Origin of the sequence: Hoylesella loescheii DSM 19665 = JCM 12249 = ATCC 15930 (assembly GCF_000378085.1) — a bacterium.
GTDB classification, from domain to species: Bacteria; Bacteroidota; Bacteroidia; order Bacteroidales; family Bacteroidaceae; genus Prevotella; species Prevotella loescheii.
This window is the reverse complement of the sequence record NZ_KB899211.1, coordinates 51514-75393: the sequence shown is the minus strand read 5'-3', so window position 1 is coordinate 75393 and position 23880 is coordinate 51514. Positions and strand designations below refer to the sequence as shown.

The 23880-nt window shown below is 45.8% G+C and carries 16 protein-coding genes and 1 pseudogene; 9 read left to right on the top strand and 8 right to left on the bottom strand.

Translation table 11 applies throughout. The features are described from left to right. Positions 1–562 precede the first annotated feature (562 nt). Together F453_RS16485 and F453_RS0102610 are read right to left on the bottom strand one after the other, a co-directional pair. Positions 563–1501, bottom strand: a complete 939-nt coding sequence (locus tag F453_RS16485) for an acyltransferase family protein (protein ID WP_374188178.1) — start codon at positions 1499–1501, stop codon at positions 563–565. Positions 1502–1949: 448 nt separating this feature from the next. Further along, the gene (locus F453_RS0102610; protein ID WP_009231546.1) at positions 1950–2414 is read right to left on the bottom strand and encodes a MaoC family dehydratase; all 465 of its coding nucleotides are present in this window, start codon (positions 2412–2414) and stop codon (positions 1950–1952) included. A 324-nt stretch (positions 2415–2738) separates the two neighbouring features. Here F453_RS0102610 and F453_RS0102605 point away from each other — a divergent pair, with 324 nt between their 5' ends. Next, entirely contained in the window at positions 2739–3089 is a 351-nt protein-coding gene (locus tag F453_RS0102605) for a hypothetical protein (protein ID WP_018966605.1), read from the top strand. 295 nt (positions 3090–3384) lie between these two features. Here the strand turns inward: F453_RS0102605 and F453_RS0102600 are convergent, their stop codons facing one another. Next, a complete protein-coding gene (locus F453_RS0102600; RefSeq protein WP_018966604.1) occupies positions 3385–4119 on the bottom strand; it encodes a hypothetical protein in 735 nt (244 codons plus the stop codon). 1680 nt (positions 4120–5799) lie between these two features. Between F453_RS0102600 and F453_RS0102595 the strand changes: the two genes are divergently transcribed. The 4 genes from F453_RS0102595 (at position 5800) to xpt (ending at position 10043) form a co-directional block, all read left to right on the top strand. Then, on the top strand, positions 5800–7083 hold the full coding sequence (locus F453_RS0102595) for a histidine-type phosphatase (protein ID WP_018966603.1): 1284 nt from the start codon (positions 5800–5802) through the stop codon (positions 7081–7083). Next, positions 7084–7509: a Fur family transcriptional regulator gene (locus F453_RS0102590; RefSeq protein ID WP_018966602.1), complete on the top strand. Its 426-nt coding sequence runs from the start codon at positions 7084–7086 to the stop codon at positions 7507–7509. It abuts the gene before it with no gap. Between the two features lie 448 nt (positions 7510–7957). Next, positions 7958–9274, top strand: a complete 1317-nt coding sequence (locus F453_RS0102585; RefSeq protein ID WP_018966601.1) for a nucleobase:cation symporter-2 family protein — start codon at positions 7958–7960, stop codon at positions 9272–9274. Between the two features lie 199 nt (positions 9275–9473). Next, a complete protein-coding gene (gene xpt / locus F453_RS0102580; RefSeq protein ID WP_018966600.1) occupies positions 9474–10043 on the top strand; it encodes a xanthine phosphoribosyltransferase in 570 nt (189 codons plus the stop codon). A gap of 633 nt (positions 10044–10676) precedes the next feature. On the opposite strand, the gene upp is transcribed toward xpt, so the two are convergent. After that, complete coding sequence (upp, locus tag F453_RS0102575) at positions 10677–11336, bottom strand: uracil phosphoribosyltransferase (protein WP_018966599.1); 660 nt, start codon at positions 11334–11336, stop codon at positions 10677–10679. Between the two features lie 272 nt (positions 11337–11608). Here upp and pckA point away from each other — a divergent pair, with 272 nt between their 5' ends. Further along, on the top strand, positions 11609–13222 hold the full coding sequence (gene pckA / locus F453_RS0102570; RefSeq protein ID WP_009236998.1) for a phosphoenolpyruvate carboxykinase (ATP): 1614 nt from the start codon (positions 11609–11611) through the stop codon (positions 13220–13222). A gap of 324 nt (positions 13223–13546) precedes the next feature. Further along, positions 13547–13966, top strand: a pseudogene (gene bamJ, locus F453_RS0102565) (BamJ family beta-barrel-assembly machinery protein); the annotation flags it as partial. Between the two features lie 883 nt (positions 13967–14849). Here the strand turns inward: bamJ and F453_RS0102560 are convergent. The 4 genes from F453_RS0102560 to F453_RS0102545 all read right to left on the bottom strand — a co-directional run bounded on the left by F453_RS0102560 (position 14850) and on the right by F453_RS0102545 (position 17197). After that, the gene (locus F453_RS0102560) at positions 14850–15326 is read right to left on the bottom strand and encodes a D-Ala-D-Ala carboxypeptidase family metallohydrolase (RefSeq protein ID WP_018966597.1); all 477 of its coding nucleotides are present in this window, start codon (positions 15324–15326) and stop codon (positions 14850–14852) included. A 51-nt stretch (positions 15327–15377) separates the two neighbouring features. Further along, positions 15378–15782 (bottom strand): hypothetical protein, encoded by a 405-nt coding sequence (locus tag F453_RS0102555; protein ID WP_232214884.1) that lies wholly within the window; start codon positions 15780–15782, stop codon positions 15378–15380. 518 nt (positions 15783–16300) lie between these two features. Beyond that, a complete protein-coding gene (locus tag F453_RS16020) occupies positions 16301–16411 on the bottom strand; it encodes a DUF6486 family protein (protein WP_018966596.1) in 111 nt (36 codons plus the stop codon). 303 nt (positions 16412–16714) lie between these two features. After that, positions 16715–17197: an HU family DNA-binding protein gene (locus F453_RS0102545; RefSeq protein ID WP_018966595.1), complete on the bottom strand. Its 483-nt coding sequence runs from the start codon at positions 17195–17197 to the stop codon at positions 16715–16717. A 633-nt stretch (positions 17198–17830) separates the two neighbouring features. Between F453_RS0102545 and F453_RS0102540 the strand changes: the two genes are divergently transcribed. Both F453_RS0102540 and F453_RS0102535 read left to right on the top strand, forming a co-directional pair. Beyond that, entirely contained in the window at positions 17831–20581 is a 2751-nt protein-coding gene (locus tag F453_RS0102540; protein ID WP_018966594.1) for a TonB-dependent receptor domain-containing protein, read from the top strand. Positions 20582–20812: 231 nt separating this feature from the next. Next, positions 20813–22069 (top strand): RagB/SusD family nutrient uptake outer membrane protein, encoded by a 1257-nt coding sequence (locus F453_RS0102535; protein WP_033404109.1) that lies wholly within the window; start codon positions 20813–20815, stop codon positions 22067–22069. Positions 22070–23880 lie beyond the last annotated feature (1811 nt).

Here is a 23880-nt window from a genome sequence, read left to right as displayed (position 1 = left end):
AAGAAACGTACCACTGCTTCTCGTCATTTGCCTGTGCGCTAGACCTGAATGTACAAAATAAGATACATACGATAAATATGCCAAACCGCGAAGGACTAAACATGCGCATCTTACCCAACATAATATTCATGGTATAATTTGTATTTCTTTTGTTTAAATTTGGAGAACATCTAGCTGTTTTTGTAGAGTAGTTTTTAGATGAGCACAATGCACTTCTTAACCTCCCTATCCCTTATATAAAAAAGGACAAGTTCTTATAAGTCTAACTTGCGCATCAGTCACTACGATAACTCGCCTTAGAACAACACCTGTTCGCAAGTTCTCCATTGTGCATGCTATTTACGATATGCAAAACTAAATATTTTTTTTTAATGGCGCAAATAAAAATGGAAACGAGTCATAGAAGAAGGGAAAAGAAAGCTATAAAATATTTTATAATACCTTTTCTACCGTCCATAGATTAGTTATGATAATTTTCACGCCCACACCCCCATACAGCCTGACAAACAGGCCCATGTAGATAGAAAAGTGTGCGAGCCATCAAAGAAACAACCACACCAATCTATATCCTCAACCATTCAATTGTTTTCTTGGCTAAATAGCGTATTACAATACCTACAAAAAGACTTATTACCATCAGGACAATAAAAATTGCTAATGGATACTTGAAATCATAGATAAAATCGTGAAATAAATAATAACAGAAAAAAGTATGTGAAAGCCACACTATCATGCTGTAATCACCAAGATAGGAAAGGATACGTTTTGCGACTGAAGGCATAGGTAGCCTAAGTACTATAAGAATCACTAAGAAAGAGTATATGGGAGCTAAAGCCGCAGTAGGCAGAAGACACCTTAGGATGAGCAAGAAAAGCAAAACAATATACACAAACAGCCCCCTAACTCCCAGTTTTAAAGACTTACTTCTAAATAACACGACACCTAAAACAATAGAAAAGAGGAACTGAGTGTATTCGACTAATAATACGATTGCCTGCTGTGAGTACACAAACGATCCATAACGACTGAAAAGATAAGACGAAGCGAGGTATAAAATGAAGGCGGTTGCGACAGCCCACTTTAACCCAATCTTATCAACAACCTTTAGTATGTATAATGCCGAAAGGCTTATCAAGGCATAAGGCAATAGGAACCACGTTTCAAAATTGTAGTTATGCCTCCACGATAACAGGTTAAGCACCACATCTGTTATTGTGCCTGGATATCGACCTGGCTTCACAAACATGCCAATAGGGACAAAAACAAGCAATACCCACCAATAATGAATGTAGAGCTTAAGCAAACGGGAAAGTTGCGTTCGTGGCGACAGACGATTGTTGTAATACAAGTAAGTAAGCCCATATCCGCTAAGTATCAAGAAAAAAGATACAGGCGTACACAATCGGGTAAGGAAATAGGCTAAGGGTTTCCCATTTGCAAGGTTGAGATCTGTATAGTTCCCCATATCGCTTTCTTTCAAAAAGAGGTGCAACCATAACATCATGATTATAGCAACTCCCTTCAACATATTGGTCTCGAACCTAGAAACGTTATTCTGCATAGTACTTTTAACATGAATTTTGCCACACATATCATCGTTTATTCAATGACTCCAACTTAGCTCAACAAGGAAGTCTACCTTAGTTGTAAACATGCTCTAACTTATCTATACGGTTGACACCTATAATTCCATCTATGCTTAGCTGTTAATCACTTTTTCAAACAATTGATAATGGCATCTTATTGAAATGCAAAAGTAATAAAAAATATGAATATTAAAATGCCCCCAACAAAATAAAAACATTATATGCTGACGAAAAGACCATAACGATAAGGGCAATACCTCAAAATGGGTTCTATAAAATTTTCCAAAGTGTTGAAGATAATTTTACAGAACCCACTTAATTAACTTAGACTATAAAAGCCCGAAAGAACAATACCTGCAAGTATTATTCGAAATAATACAAGAAGGTGGCGATACCTTCGAGGGCGGGCTTGCGCTGTCCTTCTATTTCGATTTTAAACTCGATTTCGGTTTTGCAGATGCCGCGAATGTTACTGATGGCGTGTAATTTGGTAACCAGTCGCACGCGACTTCCCGTCACCACGGCCTGTCCGAATCGCATCTTATCCATGCCATAGTTCACCAACATCTTGATGTTATTCACCTCAATGATCTGCTCCCAAAGGTGAGGTAACAACGAGAGGGTGAGATATCCATGTGCGATAGTACTCTTAAACTGACTTTCTTGCTTGGCGCGTTCCACGTCTACGTGTATCCATTGGTGGTCTAGCGTGGCATCGGCAAAGAGGTTTATGCGCTCTTGATCTATCTCCAGCCAAGGCGAAACGCCCAGCTCTTCGCCCAAATGGGCGGCAAACTCTTCGTAAGAGTTAACAACTAACTTACTCATTTGTTTATATGTTAATGATAATCTAATGCGAAACATTGACGCCCTTGCGCCGTAAACAACGGCGAAATTACGCAAAAGTATTGAAGAAAACAAATGTGAAGGGGATAAGTTGAACCTTTGCAGCAGAGCTTTGGGGCTAGCACCGCCTTCGCTTGTTAGAAGTTTAACCAACGACATTCGCGTTTCTTCATTTGCTATCATGTTAGTTTCTAAGGCTAAGCTACAGGTTATCTTACAAGTTCAAACCAAATATTGCTTGCCGTTATGAACGTTTTTAACGACCTTTGTGCCGTTGTTTAAAGAAACCATTATCACCATCAACTTATGAACAAGACAATTTATTGGAGGGTTTTCGTCAATTCGAAAGACATGGATAAGGCAAAGCGAATATGCAATGCCTTTACTTTGTGCATTGCAGGAAGATGCCAACTTCGTAAGTGCGAAAAGTATTGGAAAGACAAAAACCTAATTGAAGTGGAGATTGCGCAAGAGATGAACGTCCCGAGTACACAACGACTGTTAATCGACTTATTTAAAATACTCGGCCGGTTATCCGCAGAATGGAATATCAATGTGCCAACAGACATAAGCGAACAATGTTTAGAGCTGTCGGGCACTTCTGACAATATCAAACTTGTGGGCATAACATGGATTGGGTTTGACGTGGAAAGATAATGTGGCAGAGCCACTCTAAAAGCACCTCATTTATATAAACGGAACACAAGTTCGGAATAAGAAAAATTTGCTATGCCAACTACCGCTAAGCGGTAGCTGGTGGTATAGCCATTCGCTTTTTATCTAACCGTGCTCAAAAGCCATCGTTTCTTATCACGAGTTCACGTATAAACCTTGACATTAGATGGTATTACGCACCATCTTCTTGCCCTTTATAAATGTATCTTTCGTTTTGTATATCGGCACCATGTTTCATATAAAAGCATGAAAAAACGCCCATTTCATCGCCCTACCCCTAGATGCGTTTCTGTATTTCCCCAAAAATCGCTTTGGTTTTATCGGGCTGCCTACTGCTTAGATAATACATTTCGTTGTTCTTCGTTACAATTCGGATGAAGCAGCTATCCGAGTGTGCGAACAGAAGGATGCGCAAATCGTCGCTTGTTACAAAATTCCCGAGCTTCGTTCTACGTGCCTCAAACCCATTCGAACGACGCTTTAACGCAGGCAAACTGTGCTGTATGTTAATCTGCTTGATGTCGCCATACGCAATGTTTGTGCCGTATAAGCCATGGATTTCAAATTCATTGGGGTTAAATGTGAGGTCTAGGTCGCCGCTAGTTTGAAAGGATACGGCTAGGATTGCCACCAATTCGCAAAGAAAAACCACTGCAACAACCACTACAACGGTTGTACTTTTCTGCTCGGAGCCGCTTTTATCCAATTTGCTTCGCTTGCCGTATGCATAGAGCAATCCCAGCGGAACGGACAAAGAAACGAAAAGGGTGTAGAGCAATAGGTTGTCGAAATAAATCGACACGCCACCACCTGCTAAGGTTATCACGTTGCCAATGGTTATACATCGGCACAACAACGCACGCCACACCTTTCCTTCCTCAATCTCGTCAACGGTCTGGCCAAGTCCTAATCCTACAATCTTATTAGGCCGTTTCCTTATTCTAATTATAAGAATAAGATTGATTGCCACAACCAGAAGCAATATCGCAACTAAGATGATACTTTTATTCATAGGTCGTATTTTTTAATTTCCACTTTTACGTTGCCAGCGTTTAACGCCTACTATTTGTTTTTCAACAAAGGGGTGTCTGTGCCATCACCTTGTAAGAAGTGCCCTCCTAACCTGCATCACGATGGTGTTAAGAGGTTGATAGAGCACGGAACAACGTGGCTAAGATACAAATATAACTCCAGAAACTATACAGATCCAAAATAAGACACCATACAATATAAGTAAGATTAGATATAAAAAACATCTGTTTTATCAACTACTGTTATATGTTAGTTGGCATCATTGTCATTACTTTTACCGCCCTGCTTTATTCAAGACACATCATACGTTATCCCGAACTTACGTTGTTGAAGGTCAACAGCTGTAGCAAAGGGGGAATATTTGTTGATTGCGTCCTTGCCGTTTGTAAATATTTTACACCGATTTTTAACATTGTGAGTGCCCGCCTAAGTCACAAACACACCATCGACTTGTATTTAACCGATTCTCGCGAAAGTTTGTAATGGTTTGATATAGCGTGGTTTATGTTGATGTTTACAACGAGGAAAGAGGCTTTTAAGGGTGTTTAGGCATGTTTAATTACTAGATTTGAGCATTCTATGCATAAACTTTAAGTTGGCAATTTCTCACCTCATGCTTTCTTTTTCTTTATGTTCGACTTGACGATTCTCCACTTCTTTCATTGTGTTTTAAGGTAAAACGGCGTGTTATCGCTAAGATGTAATGTTGTTCCAAATAAGATGGAACGATGTTCCAGATGATATGGAACAACATTCCAGATGACATGGAACAGGTGTCCCACTTATAAAAAATCCAGTAATTAAACTAATAATGCATTGCAAATGACAATGTTGTACCGTTCGTTAGTTGGCAAATTTAGAGGCGTGTAAATAACGTTGCCTTGGCGTTTGGTGAAATCGGGAGTTGGTAAAACATACACGAGGTGGGTGGAATGTGGTATGGCGAGATAGAAAAAGGAAGTCGTGAAGATATGTTTTTAGTGCTTTTCGCAGAAAAACTCTTCTAGAATGGGACGGGAACATGACGTAACTTTGTAAATATTTATCACCAAATTTAACGCTATAAGAAAACTAAGGGCTAATTGGATTTGCTTATACGGTTCGGCTCACGTCGTTGAATTTCCGCATGGAGAGTATCGCATGCACCGCGTATTGGTGCACCCCTCATCGCTTTTGCAGCTCTAATAGCCCACATTCAAAATCCATTTTCACCTCTATTGTATGCGAATTGTATATAAGATACCATACGTGTTAGAGCCAAGAAAAGATGTAAGAGGATAAGATTATGCAAATCGTCACGTGGTTGTTTGCGCCACTTCCCCCTCTTTTGTACGCACGCTATGACGAATTAGTTGTTATCCCGAACTATATAAAAGGTGAAAAGGCGAGAAGTGAATGTGAAGAAAAATAGAGACATAAAAACAACCAACACCCTTTCATCTCCTCACCCTTTCCCTTTTTCACCTTTTCACCCTTTCACTTTTCCCCTTTTCACCCTCCCCCTTTTTCACCTTTTCACCCTTTCACCTTTTCACCCTTCTATCCCCCATAAGCTTTAAAGCTTATCAAACCGAAAAGTCCCTCCACGCCTTTAACTCCTCTTTATCTTGTGCATTTTCAGAAAATTATTTATCTTTGCACATTCAAGAAGTATTGCCTTATGAGAAAATCTACAATTCTATTTTGCGCTTTGACCCTTAGTGTTGGTGCTTTTGCCCAACAGGCCAAAGAAGATTTCAAGAAAGACAGACTCATGTCTGCCGGTAATTATTGGGCCTATCCCGGTCCGCAAAAGGCCCAAACGCCTGCACCAAAAGGCTACAAGCCGTTTTATATCAGCCATTATGGCAGGCACGGGTCGCGCTATCTCATCGGCACGAAAGATTACGACACCACTTATTTCTCTCTGGCCAAGGCCGACAGTTTGGGTAAGCTCACCCCACTGGGTAAGGCCACGATGGCCAAACTGAAACTGATACGCGAAGAAGCGATGTTACGCGACGGCGAACTGACACAGCGCGGAGCCGAACAACACAAGGGCATTGCGCGCCGTATGTTCAAGAATTTCCCCGAGGTTTTTGCGGGTCGAACAACCGTCGACGCTAAAAGCACAACCATCATTCGCTGTATTTTATCCATGGAAAACGCCTTGCAACAACTTTTGTTGCTCAACCCACAGCTCACGATTAAGCACGACGCCAGCATGCACGACATGTATTATATGAACCAAACGGACGACAGTTTGCGTGCACGAAAGATGCGCGGGCAGGTTAAAGACGAGTGGATGGCGTTTGCGAAGAAGCATGACAAGCACGAAAGACTTATGAATTCGCTTTTCAGCGACCCCGAATATTGGAAGCAAAACCTAGACGGCAGCGAGTTTAATCGTATGCTTATCAAGGTGGCCAACAACGTGCAGAGCACCGAGCTACGCCATAAATTGCAGCTGCTAGACCTCTTTACCGACGACGAACTGTACGAAAACTGGCTGGTGGGTAACGCTCGTTGGTACATCATGTACGGTCCTTCGCCACTGAACGGCGGTACACAGCCTTACAGCCAACGCAACCTTTTGCGCAACATTATCGCCCAAGCCGACAGCTGCATCGGCCTTTCCAACCCTGGCGCAACGCTACGCTTTGGCCACGACACGATGGTTATGCCACTGGTTTGCCTGCTAGACCTGAACCAAAACGGCCGACAAATAGTTGATTTGGAGAAACTAGCCCCCGAAAACTGGGTGGATTACAAAATCTTCCCCATGGCAGCCAACCTGCAATTTGTGTTCTATCGCAAGAACGCTACCGATAAAGACGTACTTTTCAAGGTGATGCTTAACGAGAACGAAGCCACGCTTCCGTTAAAGGCCGTTAGTGGACCGTATTACCGCTGGAAAGATTTCCGCGACTTCTATATCAAGAAACTTGACGCTTATAAAGAATAAATGCACGACGAAGCCTACTTTGTGGCCAAACTAATGTTGCGCCACATCAAACCAACGGCTACGCGACTGCTTATCGTTCGCGAGATGATGCGAGGCGACGAAACTGTTTCGTTGCCCGAACTGGAACGCCTATTGCCTACCATAGACAAGAGCACCATCTCGCGAACACTATCGCTTTTCTTGCTCCACAGGCTTATTCACGCCATCGACGATGGGTCGGGCGCACTGAAATACGCTGTGTGTGCCGATGATTGCGACTGCACCGTGCAAGACGAGCATACACATTTTTACTGCGAGCAATGCCACCGCACATTCTGCCTTAAACAGCTGTCGGTGCCCGTGGTGCCGTTACCCGACGGTTTTCGGCTAAATAGCGTGAACTATGTACTTAAAGGGCTATGTCCCGAATGCGAGAGGAAGAAATGAAGAAGTGGAGGAGTTAAGGAGTTAGGAAGTTAAGGAGTTAAGCCAAATGCATTGTTGCTGAGTAGAAAACAAACTCAAAAACTTATCAACTTATAAACTTACACACTCATAAACTTATCAACTCACAAACTCATAGACTTACCAACTCACAAACTCATAAGCTCAAAAACTCACAAAGCACACCACTCCCCTCTCCCCCTTAGAGAGGTGTTGGGGTGAGGCTTCACAAAACAGAAACAACAAATTCACAAAGCATATCACTCCCCTCTCCCCTTTGGAGAGGGGTTGGGGGGTGAGGCTTCACAAAACAGAAACAACAAATTCACAAAGCATATCACTCCCCTCTCCCCTTTGGAGAGGGGTTGGGGGGTGAGGCTTCACAAAGCACATCACTCCTCTTTGCCCTTGGAGAGGGGTTGGAGGTGATACTTTTTATTCAAGATAACAAATGGAACAAAAAACGACCAAAGCCATTATTTACGGCGTTAACGACCGCCCACCCTTGCAAGAAACCCTCTTTGCAGCCGTTCAACACCTGCTCGCCATCTTCGTGGCCATCATAACGCCACCACTAATCATCGCCAAAGCCTTAAACATGGACCTTGCCACAACGGGCTTTCTCGTATCGATGGCCCTCTTCGTGTCGGGCGTATCCACATTCATACAATGCCGTAAGTTTGGCCCTGTGGGTTGCGGACTGCTCTGTGTGCAGGGCACAAGTTTCTCGTTTATTGGTCCAATTATCGCCATTGGTCAGGCAGGCGGACTGCCATTGATATTCGGTGCGTGTATCGCAGCCGCCCCCGTAGAGATGGCCGTTAGCTATTCGTTCAAGTATCTACGCCGAATTATCACTCCCTTGGTAAGTGGCATCGTGGTGATGCTCATCGGATTGAGTCTCGTTAAGGCAGGCGTGATGGCTTGTGGAGGTGGCGACCCCTCAGCAGCCGACTTTGGTTCGCCCCGCAATCTCATTGTTGCCGCAACGGTGTTGGCCAGTGTTATCGCCCTGAATTGCAGCAACAACAAGTATGTGCGCATGAGTTCTATCATCTTAGGCGTGGTTGTTGGCTATGTGTTGGCTCTCTGCATGGGCATGGTAGACTTTGATAGCCTCAACGTTGGCGATGTAAAATCGTTCTATGTGCCCGTACCTTTCAAACTAGGCATCGACTTCAACGTGTCTTCTATTATTGCCGTGGCTTTGGTTTACCTCGTTACGGCCATCGAAGCCACAGGCGACGTAACTGCCAATTCGATGGTTTCGGGCGAACCCGTAGATGGCGAAGTGTATGTAAAACGTGTTTCGGGAGGCGTGTTCGCCGATGGACTTAACTCGCTTCTAGCAGGCGTGTTCTCGTCGTTCCCCAACTCTATATTCGCGCAAAACAACGGTATCATACAGCTTACGGGCGTGGCGAGCCGTTATGTGGGCTACTTCATCGCTGCCATGTTGGTGTTTTTGGGGCTCTTCCCCATTGTGGGCATTGTATTCTCGCTCATGCCCTCACCCGTATTGGGTGGTGCCACGCTACTAATGTTCGGTACGGTAGCCGCTGCGGGCGTTCGCATCGTGTGCAGCGAGAAACTCGATCGCAAGGCTGTGTTGGTTATTGCAGCCAGTTTAGCATTGGGAATGGGCGTTGAACTGATGCCCGACATACTAAAACAATTGCCTGAAGGAGTGCGTACCATCTTCTCGTCGGGTATCACCACGGGCGGATTGACAGCCATCTTGGCTAACGCCCTGTTTAACAGAAAGTGAGGTTTATGAGTCTATGAGTTGGTAAGTTGGTGAATTTGTGAGTTGATGAGTTTAAGGTGAGCATACAATCTGCTTAACAACTCGAAAGCTCAGAAACCTGTTCATTCCCTAACTTACCAACTCATAAACTCAAAAACTTACAAGCTCATCCCCTCATCAACTCAAAAACTCACCAACTCATCAACTCACAAACTCACAAATGGATAAGTTAAAAACGCGCATCCTTCAAGATGGCAAGTGCTACGAAGGCGGTATTTTGAAAGTAGACAGTTTTATCAATCATCAGATGGACCCAAACCTGATGATGGAAGTAGCAAAAGAGTTTAGTCGCCTTTTCGCCGACTTGCACATCAACAAGATTGTCACCATCGAGGCTAGTGGCATTGCGCCTGCCATCCTTGTGGGCTATATCATGCAGTTGCCCGTGGTGTTTATCAAGAAGAAGGAGCCGAAAACGATGGAGAACATGCTCACATCGGTGGTGCATTCGTTCACCAAAGACCGCAGTTACACGGTGTGTATCTCGGCCGACTATCTCACCCCACAAGACCATGTGCTGTTTATCGACGACTTCTTGGCCAACGGAAACGCCTCGATGGGCGTGATTGAGCTTTGCAAACAGGCAGGCGCACGTCTTGAAGGCATGGGCTTTATCATCGAAAAGGCATTCCAAAAGGGCGGCGATGCCCTGCGCGAACTAGGCATCCGCTATGAGGCATTGGCCACGGTAGAGAGTTTGGATAACTGCGAAATTAAGTTGAGAGATTAAGGTGAGGCATTCTTATCAGGGCAGACGGGCCAGGGATATTAGTTCTTCAGCTAGCATAACCAGCTACGCGAGTTTAGGATAAGAGAACTTCGTTTTGCCAACTACCGCGTAGCGGTTGGTCTTTTGGTAGGGCAGGGTTGGGAGCAACGGCGACCTACCCTGCCAAAGTAGTATGTGAGCAAAACAAGGCCGAAGGTCTTGGTCTTTTTACGTTTCAACTATCTGTTTGGGGGAGACGAATAGCTAAACACCATGTCATTCGTCAATAACATTTGCCCACATATCCGTCTATCGACTAGACAACAGATGGGTAAATGTAAAAAGACCAAGACCTACGGCCTTGAAGGATTATATGCACCGCTTAGACAGGGTAGCTCACTTCGTTCACAACCCTGCCCTACCAACAGACCAACCGCTACGCGGTAGTAGACGAGATAGGCATTCGTTTTTTATCTAATCTTTCTCAAAATGCATCGTATCTTATCCCGAAGTCACGTAAGAACCCCAAAAACCTCTTAGAAACCGTCAGATAAAGCCTTATTAAACAATAAATAATCGGGCCAAGCCAACTTGTTTGAAGTAAGTTGTCTTGGCCCGATTATGGGTTTTATCGCTATTTAAGTTTTATAGTGCCTACACCTTTTCGCCATAGCACAGGTCGCCAGCATCTCCGAAACCAGGAACGATGTACTTATGCTCGTTCAATCCGGGGTCGATAGCGGCGCACCAAATGGTGGTTTTGTCTTCGGGGAATGTCTTGCGGATATGCTCAATACCCTCGGGCGATGCGATGACGCAGGCCACGTGGATGCGTTTGGGCGTGCCCTTAGTGAGAAACGCCTTATATCCCAGCTCCATCGAACCACCCGTTGCCAGCATCGGGTCGGCAATAATGAGGTTCTTACCCTCGATGCTAGGCGTAGCCAAATACTCTACATGTATGCCCACCTTGGTGTGTTGCTCGTCAACATACTCGCGATAAGCCGACACGAAAGCGTTACCCGCATGGTCGAAGATATTTAAGAACCCATTGTGGAAAGGCAACCCAGCGCGAAAGATGGTGGCCAACACAATCTTATCCGTGGGCACCTGCATGCGCGAAACACCCAAGGGCGTGGTGATGTCGCGTGCCTCATAGTCTAAAGTCTTGCTGATTTCATAGGCTTCTAATTCGCCTATGCGTTGGATGTTGTTACGAAAAAGCAGCCTGTTCTTTTGGTAATCCACATCGCGAATTTCGGCTAAGTACTGGTTTACAATAGAGTTCTGTTCACTAAAATTTACTATCTTCATTATCGTAAGAATGAGTATATGGGTTTGTTAAATGTAGTGGCTAATCTTTTTGCTCGTGCAAAAGTATTAAATTCCCGCTTATTTTTGTAAGGTACAAATAGCAAAAGTGACAGTGCACCCCTATTTTTATATTCTTTAACCTAAAAAGGAGAGCCCAAATGTATTTTTCTCTTTCCACGCTTGGTGGTTCTTTACGATTTTGCTAACTTTGCGCAGCATACCGAAAAGACATGTGCTTAGGATAAAATTTCACACTTAACATATTTAAGAAAATGGCAAAGTTTGACAAGTCAGTACTTGAAAAGTACGGAATTAAAGGTACAACGGAAGTTGTTTACAACCCTTCGTATGAAGTGTTGTTCGAAGAAGAGACCAAAGCTAGTCTCGAAGGATTTGAGAAAGGCCAAGTTACCGAACTTGGTGCCGTTAACGTAATGACGGGTGTTTACACCGGTCGTTCACCTAAGGACAAGTTTATCGTTGACGACGAAACATCGCACGATACCGTATGGTGGACCTCCGACGAATATAAGAACGACAACCACCGTGCTAGCAAAGAAGCTTGGGCTGCTGTTAACAAGCTGGCTAAGGAAGAGCTTTCTAACAAGCGCCTCTTCGTTGTTGACGGTTTCTGCGGTGCCAACAAAGACACCCGTATGAAGATTCGTTTCATCGTGGAAGTTGCATGGCAAGCTCACTTCGTTACCAACATGTTTATCAAGCCCGTAAACCAAGAAGAATTGGACCAAGAGCCCGACTTCATCGTTTACAACGCTTCGAAAGCTAAGGTTGAAAACTACGAGGAACTGGGTCTGCACTCAGAAACGGCCGTTGTGTTCAACGTTACAACCAGAGAGCAAGTTATCCTTAACACCTGGTATGGTGGCGAAATGAAGAAGGGTATGTTCTCGATGATGAACTACTACTTGCCCCTCAAAGGCATTGCTTCTATGCACTGCTCGGCTAACACCGACATGAATGGCGAAAACACCGCTATCTTCTTCGGTCTGTCTGGTACTGGTAAAACTACCCTTTCTACCGATCCGAAGCGTTTGCTCATCGGCGACGACGAACACGGATGGGACGACAACGGCGTATTCAACTTTGAAGGTGGATGCTACGCTAAGGTTATCAACCTGGATAAGGAAAGCGAACCCGATATCTACAATGCTATCCGTCGCGACGCTCTGCTCGAGAACGTAACGGTAGACGCTAATGGCAAGATCGATTTCACCGATGGAAGCACAACCGAAAACACGCGTGTGTCTTACCCCATCGATCACATCAAGAACATCGTACGCCCCATCTCTGCTGGTCCTGCTGCTAAGCAAGTTATCTTCCTTAGCGCCGATGCATTCGGTGTATTGCCTCCCGTATCTATCCTAAGCCCCGAACAAACGAAGTACTACTTCCTTTCAGGCTTCACCGCTAAGCTTGCCGGTACCGAACGTGGTATCACCGAGCCTACGCCTACATTCTCTGCTTGCTTCGGTCAGGCGTTCCTCGAACTGCACCCCACGAAGTATGCTGAAGAGTTGGTGAAGAAGATGGAGAAGAACGGCGCTAAGGCTTATCTGGTTAACACTGGCTGGAACGGAACAGGCAAGCGTATCTCTATTAAGGATACCCGTGGTATCATCGACGGAATCCTGAGCGGTGCCATCAACAAAGTTCCCACCAAGAAGTTGCCTATCTTCGACTTCGAAATTCCTACGGTTCTCGAAGGCGTTGACACCAACATCCTCGATCCTCGCGACACCTACGCAAACGCTGCTCAGTGGGACGAGAAGGCTAAGGATTTGGCTGCTCGCTTCATCAAGAACTTCAAGAAGTACGAAGGCAACGAGGCTGGTAAGGCTCTTGTAGCTGCTGGTCCTCAGTTGTAATTTGCAACTAGCACAATAACAACTTTGTTGTAAAATAATTAAGGGCCTGCCCAATGGGCAGGCCCTTTTTGTTTTCTTATGCATCATGACAGATGCAAAATCGAGTTGGTCATATAGTTGTTGAGAGTTCGGGATAAGCGCCATATACTCTACTTGTCCAGAAACAGATATCTATTATACCAACTCCTGTGTAGCGGTTAATCAGTTGGAAGGGCAGGGAAACAAAACCTGCCAAGGCAAAAGTAATAATTAAATTTGAGAAAAGTGGTGCGCAACAGCTTGTTTTAGCCCCGCACACATATTTTTTACGCCTCACCATAAACCCAAAAACAAACCCAAAACAACATGGCAAAACGTGTATATATAGAAGCCAACAAACGCTGGCTTGAAGAAAAAGCAAAAGAAACGGGGGTAAAAAGCCTTGCTAAGGGCGTAATGTATAAGGTGATAAAGCAAGGCGAAACAGGCGGCGCAAGCCCTTCGCCGCAGAGCATCGTAACGGTTCACTACACGGGGCGAACCATCGACGGGCGCGAATTCGACACGAGCCTGGGCGGCGTACCCCTAGCTTGCCGACTATGCCAACTGATTGAGGGCTGGATAATCGCCCTTCAACAGATGTATGTGGGTGATAAATGGGAACTGTATTTGCCTGCCGAGGTGGGCTATGGAAAGCAATGGCAAGAAGGAATACCAGGCGGTTCGACCCTCGTTTTTGAAGTTGAGCTGCTGGGTGTGGGCTAAAACATAGCGTTAAACATAAGCCGCAGACCAATACGCAAGTTTGGGATAAGAGAAACTTGTTATGCCAACTACCGCGTAGCGATAATTGGCGAAATCACCATTTCTTTACCTAACCCTGTCTTGTTCAAAAAGTATGGCGTCTTATCACGAACTCACACACCAATACAAAAGCTTGGATTAAGAGAAAACCGTTATGCCAACTACCGCGTAGCGGTTGGTCCGTTGGAAGGGCAGGGTTGCGAACGAAGTGAGCTACCCTGCCTTGCAGACGGAATAACCAAACAAGGCCGTAGGTCTTGGTCTTTTTACATGTACCGCATCTGTTGTCTAATCGATAGACGGATATGAAGGCGAATGCAATTGACGAATGATATTGTTTTAGCCATTTGTTTACCCCAAACGGATAATTCAAACGTAAAAAAACCAAGACCTACGGCCTTGAAGGATGATATGCACCGCTTAGACAGGGTAGGTCGATGCCATAAAAAGGTGAAAAGATGAAAAAGGTGAAGAAGTGAAAAGATGTCGGCTGTATTCATGTCTTTATTTTCTCTTTCTTCACATTATCTTTTCACCTTTTCACTCTTTCACTTTTGTTTCCTTGCCCTACCAACGGACCAACCGCTACGCAGTAATTGGCCAGATCACCATTTCTTTACCCAACCCCATCTTGTTCTAAAGGCATGGCGTCTTATCACGAACTGATGTAGTGGGAGTACAAAGGCACTTGTACGGGGACTACAAGAGCACTTGTACTGGGGCTACAAAAAAAGTGTAGCGAGGCTACAAACAGATTGTAACCCCGCTACACGTTGTTAGTACGCCATCAAAAGCATAGCTTTAAGAATGGCGCGATGAGGATCTTACGGTGTATTTTTGGGCATTAACCCAGTGCGCCATTAGCTGTTTGTGCCTTGGCTTGCATCCTTAAGGCCATGTGCCTGTTACCCTCTGCCCGATACGACACGTGTAACCATCTCGCTCCATCGCCCGCCCTACGTTCGAATATTAGTTGGTCGTAGTCCAGGTTTTCGGCAACAAAGTGAAACATTTTCATCGCCACCTCCTTATTAGATAGGTGGATGTCGGCCGCTTGACCAAGGAGATGCTGCGAATTGGGTTTACCATACACGGCGTTATTAAGCTGTTCGCAGCGATAACCACTAGTTATGCGTATCACACCGAAGCGACGGCGCAAGGGTTCGAGTACGTGTTCGCAAAGCAAGCGAAGATTATTCACCACTTCGGGTGTGGGAGTATTCGCAATTCGCAAACGCAAGGCAACGCCCGAACGTATGAACTCGGATAGCGCAAAGTGAGTGGTTAGCTGCAGGTTGAGGTCAATGTGTTGTGTGTTCATAGCTGAATGATGTTTTTGGGTTGGGGTTTGTGTGGGTTGTTTCGTGTGTGTCTAAACGGCTAGCCATGTGCGCAAAGGTTCTTTGATGCCTTTTTCGAAGAGCAAGTGACAATAGCGCTCCAGCAAAGGAGCTTGCTTGGCGTTCTTCCGTCGCATAGCCCTATTTACTAAGGCATTAGGGTTTCGCGGTATCGAGAGATGGAAATTGGTGCATACATGTCGTGCCATCCATAGGAAAGTGGCAGGTCTACCCTGCTCGTCGCGCACTGAGGAGAAGGTGTAAGCCAAGTGCGCCATCTCCAAAAGGTCGGTCTTCGTACCCACCCACCTTTGCTTACGGCCATCTTTCTTCGCAATCAGTCTCACAAAGGCCTTGATAAGATGTTGCTGTGCCTCGTTCATTCGCTGACTTTGGCTTGTGCAGGCTGTCGTGTTAAAAGGATTATACATGTTCATTTGTTTATATAGTTGGTTTAATGATAGTGTGTTTCTTTTTTCAAATGCAAACTTACCGTGATATGAAGAAAGGACATTTCACAGCCAGAAGTATTTTTGTTAATAAACGATAAGAACATTGTCGTTAAGTCCAATGCGTCATACAAGCTTGCTTAAGCGTTGCCATGACGGGAAAACAAGTCGTTAGAGAAAGGGAAATGAAAAGTGGAGGGGTGAATAGATGAAAAGATGATGCAAAAAAAATTGCCCACGCAAACAAGCCAATCAGCCATGTTCTAAGCATTCATGCCTATGCACCTTTCCGTTTTCGGAATAACAAACGGACCATAATAGCCTTGTGAGGGATGTTTCGCCACAATAGAAAACGCGGATTCGGAGAGACCCGAACCCGCGTTAACGAGAAGAGATAAAGATGAAAGGACTAGCCAAATAACCAACTACAACTGATTACCGCCACGGTTGTGACAATCAGGGCGATGACCTTGAGAACAAATAGAATCATCTCACGACGTTCTCGGTTAAGCCTCATCGTCTACCCCTTTGCCTACAATCACGCCCAAAACAGCGGTTGCGATAGCAGCGATTACCTTGATAATTAACTTGATGGTGGATAACTTAGATGTGTGCATAGAATGGTTTTAGTTTGTGAGTTTATGACTTTATAAGCTTGTGAGTTGATGAGTTTGTAAGTTTATGAGTTTACAAGTTTGTGCGTTTATGACTTTATAAGTTTGTGAGGAACAGCGAAAGATGAAAGAGTGAAAAGGTGACAAGGTGAAAAGATGGGATAGGCATTTAACTTGTTAACTTGTCTACTCGTCTATTGGTTAACTTTTCTACTTATTAACCTGTCAACTTTTCTACTTGTTAACCTGTCAACTAGTCTACTTGCTCACTCGTCAACTTGTTCACCCGTTCACTCCCCTACCTGCTTAGTGGCCGCCTGGAGTAGGCGTAGAACCACCAGGGGCGGTGCCACCAGCCTTCTTCTGCTTCTTCACTACGGCATTAGCGGGCAACTCTTGCACACGACAACCATCGAGAAAGACCCTAGAACGCGACTTGTCTTTGTTCACTCGAGTTATCGGACGGAACAGGATGTGGGTGCCTACAACGTTCTTCGAAGCGTTAAACTCTTCGGGCGAAACGGCCGGTTTGGTCTTCAAACCAATGCGGAAAGTGCCGAATCCATCGAGGCGAACGTTCTTCGAATCTTGCAATTGCTGCTTCATCACCTCAACAAGTTCGGCGATAACAGCCAGAATATCCGACTTCTTCACCGTACAATTCTGCTGCATGATGTCGGCAAGGGCTGCCGTGTTCACCGTATCGATGGCTATCGAACGTGCATACCACTGTCCCTTGAACTTGCTTTTCGTACGTTTCTCTTGACGCAATTTATACAATACTGCCATAATTAATTTGTGTGTTAAAGTTTTTTTGATTAATAATGTTGAGAACGATTGTGTCGTTCGTATCATTCATCTCGACCGTTGCGCCCGTTTTTTTAGTGGCGATACGTTCCGCTTGCGTTAGTCGACATCACGCTTTTGGACGTGTACCCGTTGGTGGGCGGCGGTGTGGTTGATGACTGATTACGATTGCAAAGTTACACAACTGAAAGGCCCTTGTCAAGGTTTTATGGGATAGTGATTAGGCTAGTGATTGGGCTAGTGATTAAAAAAGGCGATAAAAACACTGCTGTCAGCCACCCTAATCCCTTAAATATTTAAGGCTATGCGTTTGCTTCGCCTTCTGTTCTTGCCAGATGCATGCCAATCAAAACCACCCTTTTGGGCAACTACTCCTTATTATATATAGGGGAAAGATCCTAACCCTATAACCCTCGCCTTATGCTCTCCGCGCACCTCAAAAACAGGCCAAAAGCCTCCAAAAACAAAGCGGTTTACCTATTTTTAGGTATTGTCGAGCGTTAACAATAGTTGTACCTTTGATGCCGATTTATACAATTCATACTATTCGTATTCATGATAACATTGAGGAGAGCTTTAATGCTTTGCACCCTTGCCATAGCGTTTTGCGAGGCAATGGCGCAAGAAATGGCGTCGGGCATTGTGCTAGACGCAGAGACAAAAGAACCGCTTATTGGAGCCGTGATTGCTACGGCGGACGGGGAAAAGACTGTTTCGGACCTGAACGGAGAGTTTAAGATAAACGTTAAACGAGGCGAACGCGTCAGCATATCCTACGTTGGCTATGAAAATAAACAACTGCGCATCGACGACACGCAACAACGAACCGTGGTAAACCTCGACAAAGGCCTTACGCTGAAAGAGGTGAATGTGGTGGCGAGTATTGCCAGCGCACGAAGCAAAAAGGCTGTAGGGGCCGATGTTGCACATCTAGACGCCACCAAACTGCTTGATAAGGGACAGGCTTCGAACCTTAGCGACCTGCTCGACGGCCGTGTTAGCGGTATGCAAATGTTTCAAAGCAACGGCAAGGTGGGTATGCCCATCCGCTTTAACATGCGCAGTGGGGCTACGCTTAGCATGGACCGCGACCCCATTATATATATAGATGGTGTGCGATATAACAATTCGCACACATCGGACATCAACACATCGCAAGACGCCCTCAGTGCACTGAACGACCTACCTATGGACGATATCGCCTCTATCGACATCATCAAGGGACCTGCCGCCGCTGCTTCGTATGGTGCGGAAGCGGCAAATGGTGTTATCGTTATCACCACCAAGCGACAAAGTGCTCACAACGTGGAGCGCGGAAAGCTATCGGCATCGGCCAAAATCACGGTAGGATGGAGCACAAAAGCTAGGGAGTACACCCAGTTTGTTAACAACACCGACATCAACAACTTCTTCGTAACGGGCCATAACACCAGTGCCTACGCCAGCTTTACGAAGAATTTCTCGCCTGGCAATCAACTCTTCTTCTCGCTAAACGAAAACCACGTGGGCGGTATTGTACCTGGAAACAAAGACGTACGCCACTCGCTGCGCGCCGCTTATGACATGAAGCAAGGTCCATTTACGCTTAATTTCTCGGTGGGATACATCAATGGCAACATCAGCATTCCCCAAACGGCACAAGGAAGAAATGATGCCATCTGGAACCTTATGCGTGCGCAAAAGCCGTGGGGATATGTATCGGAACGCACATGGCGAGCCATGAAGTGGAAATACGATAACGACCGCCTTACCGCAGCCTTGCGCATGGCCTACATCTTGCCCTACGACATTAAGTTGGAAACACAACTTGGACTGGACCTCAACCACATAGAAGGGCTCTACTCGCTGCCTTACGGCTATCTGCTGGGCACGAACGACGAGGGTGCAAAAGACATATCCAACCGCCGCAACCAAAACATCACGTGGGATTGGAAGGCGAGCCGCCAGTTTGAACTTAACCCCAAGCTTCACCTAACGGCAACGCTGCTCTCGCAGATTGTGCAACGCCGCGAGACGATGAACAAGGTTTCGGCATCTATCTTCCCTGCCGACATCGATAACATTGCGGCTGCCGCACAGCGCTCAGTACTGGAATCGAGCTTCGAACAACGCACGTGGGGCCTTTATGGCGAGGCTTTTCTTAACTACGACAACCGACTTTTCATCAACGCGGGCTTGCGTCGCGATGCCTCCAACCTCATCGGCCGAAACGTGGCCAGCATCTATTACCCCTCGCTAAGCATGGCTTACAACGTGGGTAACGCGAAGTTTCGCACGGCTTATGGCGAGTCGGGGCGACTGCCTTACCCCACCGATGCCTTCACCTATTACGAGATGAAAGGCATGTCGGCCTACGGTCCGCTGCTCGTTCCTGGTAAGAAAGGTAACGACAACATACGTCCCGAACGCATGCGCGAGATAGAAGCGGGCCTTGATTGGGCACCGGCGCGCCATCAAATCGGACTAACCGCCTACGCGCAGTTCACCTCCGACGCCATCATCTACACGCCTTTGCTCAGCAGCAACGGCTGGGTGGGCGACGAACCGCACAACGTGGGTCGCGTAAACGGTTGGGGCGTGGAGCTTAGTTGGAACTGGAAAGCATGGCAAAACGCTACTCGCACGGCCGACCTTAACGTCTTCCTCACAGCCAACTATCAAGGTAACCGCGTGATAAACACGGGTGGCGTAGACATCGAAAACCTGCCCAACGTGCTTAAAGAGGGGCAACCGGCCTACGCCTTCTATTATAAAGAGGTGACGGGAGCACGCTACGATGCCTCGGGCAAATATCTTGGAGCAAAAGAAAGCGACGAATATCACTATCTAGGTAAGCCCTTCCCCGACTTCAACGGTGCTTTCGGGTTCGACCTCCGCTTGCTGTCTAACCTCACGCTTAGTGCCAAATTCAACTGGGCCGTTGGGGCATCGGTATACAATCAAAGCTTCTACAACGTGGCCGGACTGGGCGACAACCTCAAGAAACGCGAGGACCTGCGCGCCCAACTCGCTGCCGAAACAGTGGGAACAGACGCTTATCGCGCCGTGGCCGAGAAGCTGGCGCGCACCGAACGCAGTCGTGCCAACTACATAGAGAAGGCCGATTTCCTCAGACTTTCATCCATTTCGTTGGGCTACGACGCCAGTTCTTGGGCCAAGCGGCTAACATCGGGCTTCGTTAAAGGTGCTCGCCTGCTGTTCACGGCTCAAAACCTATTCCTCATCACCAATTACAGCGGCATCGAACCGCAGGTTGAATCCAATGGCGGAACTCGCCAAACGCGTGGTATGGGCAGCCTTTCGCGCGACATTACCAATGCACCTTCGGCCCGAACATTTACAGGAACGTTGGCGATAGAATTTTAATTTGGGTTTATAAGTTCATAAGCTTTTGAGTTTCTGAGTTTTTGAAGCAACAAGATGATACGTTGACGAACGAAGAGGTCAATAAGTTGACCAGTTAGTAAGTTGACAAAATGGCGAGAAGGAAAATTATCGAGATTGTCCGTCAACAAAATGCTTCTACAATCATTCACGGCAGCAAGGCCATTGGCTTAACTTCTTAACTCCCTAACTCCTTTAACTCCTTTGAAGAAAATGAAATCAATACATATATCAATAGCAGTGTTGGCCATAGCCGCCTGCCTAACATCGTGCGACGGTTGGATAGACGATGCCAAGACGCCTAACAACATGCTTACCTCCGAACAGATAGTAACACCCTGCATGTTGGCCACCATTCGCACCAAGGAGGTGAAAGATGGCGCCATGATTGCCAATGTAAAAACACTGGCTGGCGTAGCGGCTTCGGCGGCGTTCCTTACCTCGGGCGCAATGACCGATGAGATTGAGCCTACCACCAAGCCCAACTTCCTTATCTATAAGCAGCTTAAAAGCGACGACGTGAAGCCCAATAGTGATGTGGCTACCACATGGAACAAGCTGCAAAACTTCCGTGCTAGGGCCGAAGAAGTGCTGCAAGTGGAGGCGAAACTAAGCAACGACGGCACGGAAAACTTTGATGCTGTGCGTGCATACGCCCGCTTCACGGGCCATCTATATGCAGGTTTAGCTTACCAGTTGTTAGGAAAAATGTTCTCGCGAACCACTGATAAGGCCGATGGCGTGCGCATTAATAATGCCATTATAGGTAACGAAGAGTTGCTCGACAAGGCGCAGCAACACTATTCGCAGGCTTTAACCGAGGCCACGGGCAATCTCTTGGCCGATAAGAAAGGCGTTTTCGCCCCCGCAACAGCGGCCAAACAGGTGCGCATGCTGATGGTGAAGCTTGCCATGCAACGACAACAATATGCCGAAGCAGCAACCCTATGGAACGAAGCATACGGCAATGGCTTGCAGGTAGACATCGTCTACAACATCGATGGTGGGGTAAACGAATTATATTCGACGGTTGGGCAACCTGCGATTAATGCTCAAGTAGACACTTCGCTGGTGGCTTCGCTCAACGGGATAGCCGAAAAGAAGGCCATCAAGACTGCTAAGAACAAGGACGGTCACCGATACTTAACATCGCTAGAAAAATACGCTCCGCTGGTAGTCATCGACGAAAAGGAGATGAAACTCATCAAGGCCGAACTGGTTGTAAGGGGCTTGATGCAGGGCGACGCCATGCAACTGGTTAACGATGTACTAGCATTATACAGCGCAGACCAAACGATAAGCTCCGCCCCTACACTGGAAGAATTGGCCCATCTGCGCCACGTCTTCCTCTATCTTCATGGTTGTCGCATCGACGATCTTCGTCGGGGGATAGTCGGTGGAACAGCTCAAGCCACGTGGGATGCCCGTAAGGTGAAGTATATTCCCATGCCCGAGTTGGAATATAAATAACCGAGGGCTCGGGGTTTTGGGCCTGCGAGATAGTGAGGCAGCAAGTTTCTCCAAGTGAGGCAATAAGCATCTCTGTTTGAGGTAATAAGCATCTCTAAGTGAGGTAATAAGTTGCTCCATGTAAGACAGCAAGCATCTCTATGTGAGGTAATAAGTTTCTCCTTGTCACGAGCATGCCTCAACCAAGCAGCAAAGTAGGTTCTTTCCGCACGCCCAATCGCTTGCACCGCACCCATCCCCTATCATTCAAGGCTTAGATAGCTACGATAAGCACCCCATTTGCGGCCAAACGCATTGAAGGCCATTTACGAACCGCGCCTGTATAGCGTGATTTGTAAATGGCCTTCAATCGTTTTATAGTGACAATAAAATGGGTAAATCATGCAAAATGACATGTTAGTGAGGGATAAATAAGCCACCATACCATCTAAGCAAAACTAAAAGCAACAAACGTTTATTATACCCAACGCTACTCAATTGCTGTTGAAATAGGGGCTCTTGGATTTTTCTTCATAACTAAAAATACATAAATTAGGGATAAGATAAATTGGTTATACCAACTACCGCGTAGCGGTTGGTCTTTTGGAAGGGCAGGGTTGGGAGTGGAAACGACCTACCCTGTCTAAGCGGTGCATATCATCCTTCAAGGCCGTAGGTCTTGGTCTGTTTCCGTTTTAACTGCCTACTTGTGGGAAACGAATGGTTCAAAACGATGTCGCTCGCCAATAACGTTTGCCTCATATCCGTCTATCGGCTAGCCGACAGATGGGATAAACATAAAAAGACCAATACCTACGGCATTGTTTTCTCTTTGTGCAGATTTGGCAGGGTAGGTCGTTATCACTCCCAACCCTGCCCTTCCAACGGACCAACCGCTACGCGGTAGTTGGTATAAGGAGTTTCTTTTATCCCAAGCTTTTGTATTGGTATTTGAGTTCGTGATAAGATGCCATGCCTTTAGAACAAGATGGGGTTAGGTATAGAAATGGCTATCTTGCCAACTATCGCTACGCTGTAGTTAGTGAGATAACCATTCGTTTTGTTATCTAATGTTGTTCAACAAGCTTCGTATCTTATGATGAATGAACGCAAAAATAGAGAACATGGACCCCGATTTTACGCGTTTTGTAATATTTTCTAACCGTTCTTTAACACTATGAGCACCCCTCTACCCCAACATGCGGTCGTCGTCGGCCAAATAATCGATTATCGCACACGCTAAGCAAACAGAAAATGGAATGCCATACACAAAAGCGTAACAAGGCCATTTCCACCCAATTACAAACTAATAAAGCTGCGTTATCAACACGTTTACTCGTCAACCTGCCATCTCACGGCGATGAAACGTCTGCTCGCGGAAGCGCTATAACGCTCTATTTTAAGGGCTTTCGTGTTGGGTCCAGCAAGCTGTACAGATGTTCCACATAAGCTGGAACATTGTTACATATCAACTGGAAGGTTGTTCCAACTAAGCTGTAACAGGGTTACATCATAGCGAAACCAACCCGTTTGCAGTAAAAGTTGCTTACAAACGAAGATAAAAGACCGACAAAGCAATGAGTAAATGGGAGGAAAGTAAAAAGGGAAAAGCGACCCATTGGTAAGGAAATAACAACCAATTAAAGAGAGAAAACGGAGAGAAATATACGAAGAGGCGAAAGGCGAATGAACCTAAACACGTTGGTTAATACATAACTACAACACAAAAAACCACGTAATCAAATGCACTTTATAGTCCACAAACAAGTCTTTCTTCATCGTAAAAGCTTTGAAAACGGAGATAAACGTTTCTAGAAAGGGAAGTAACAGAA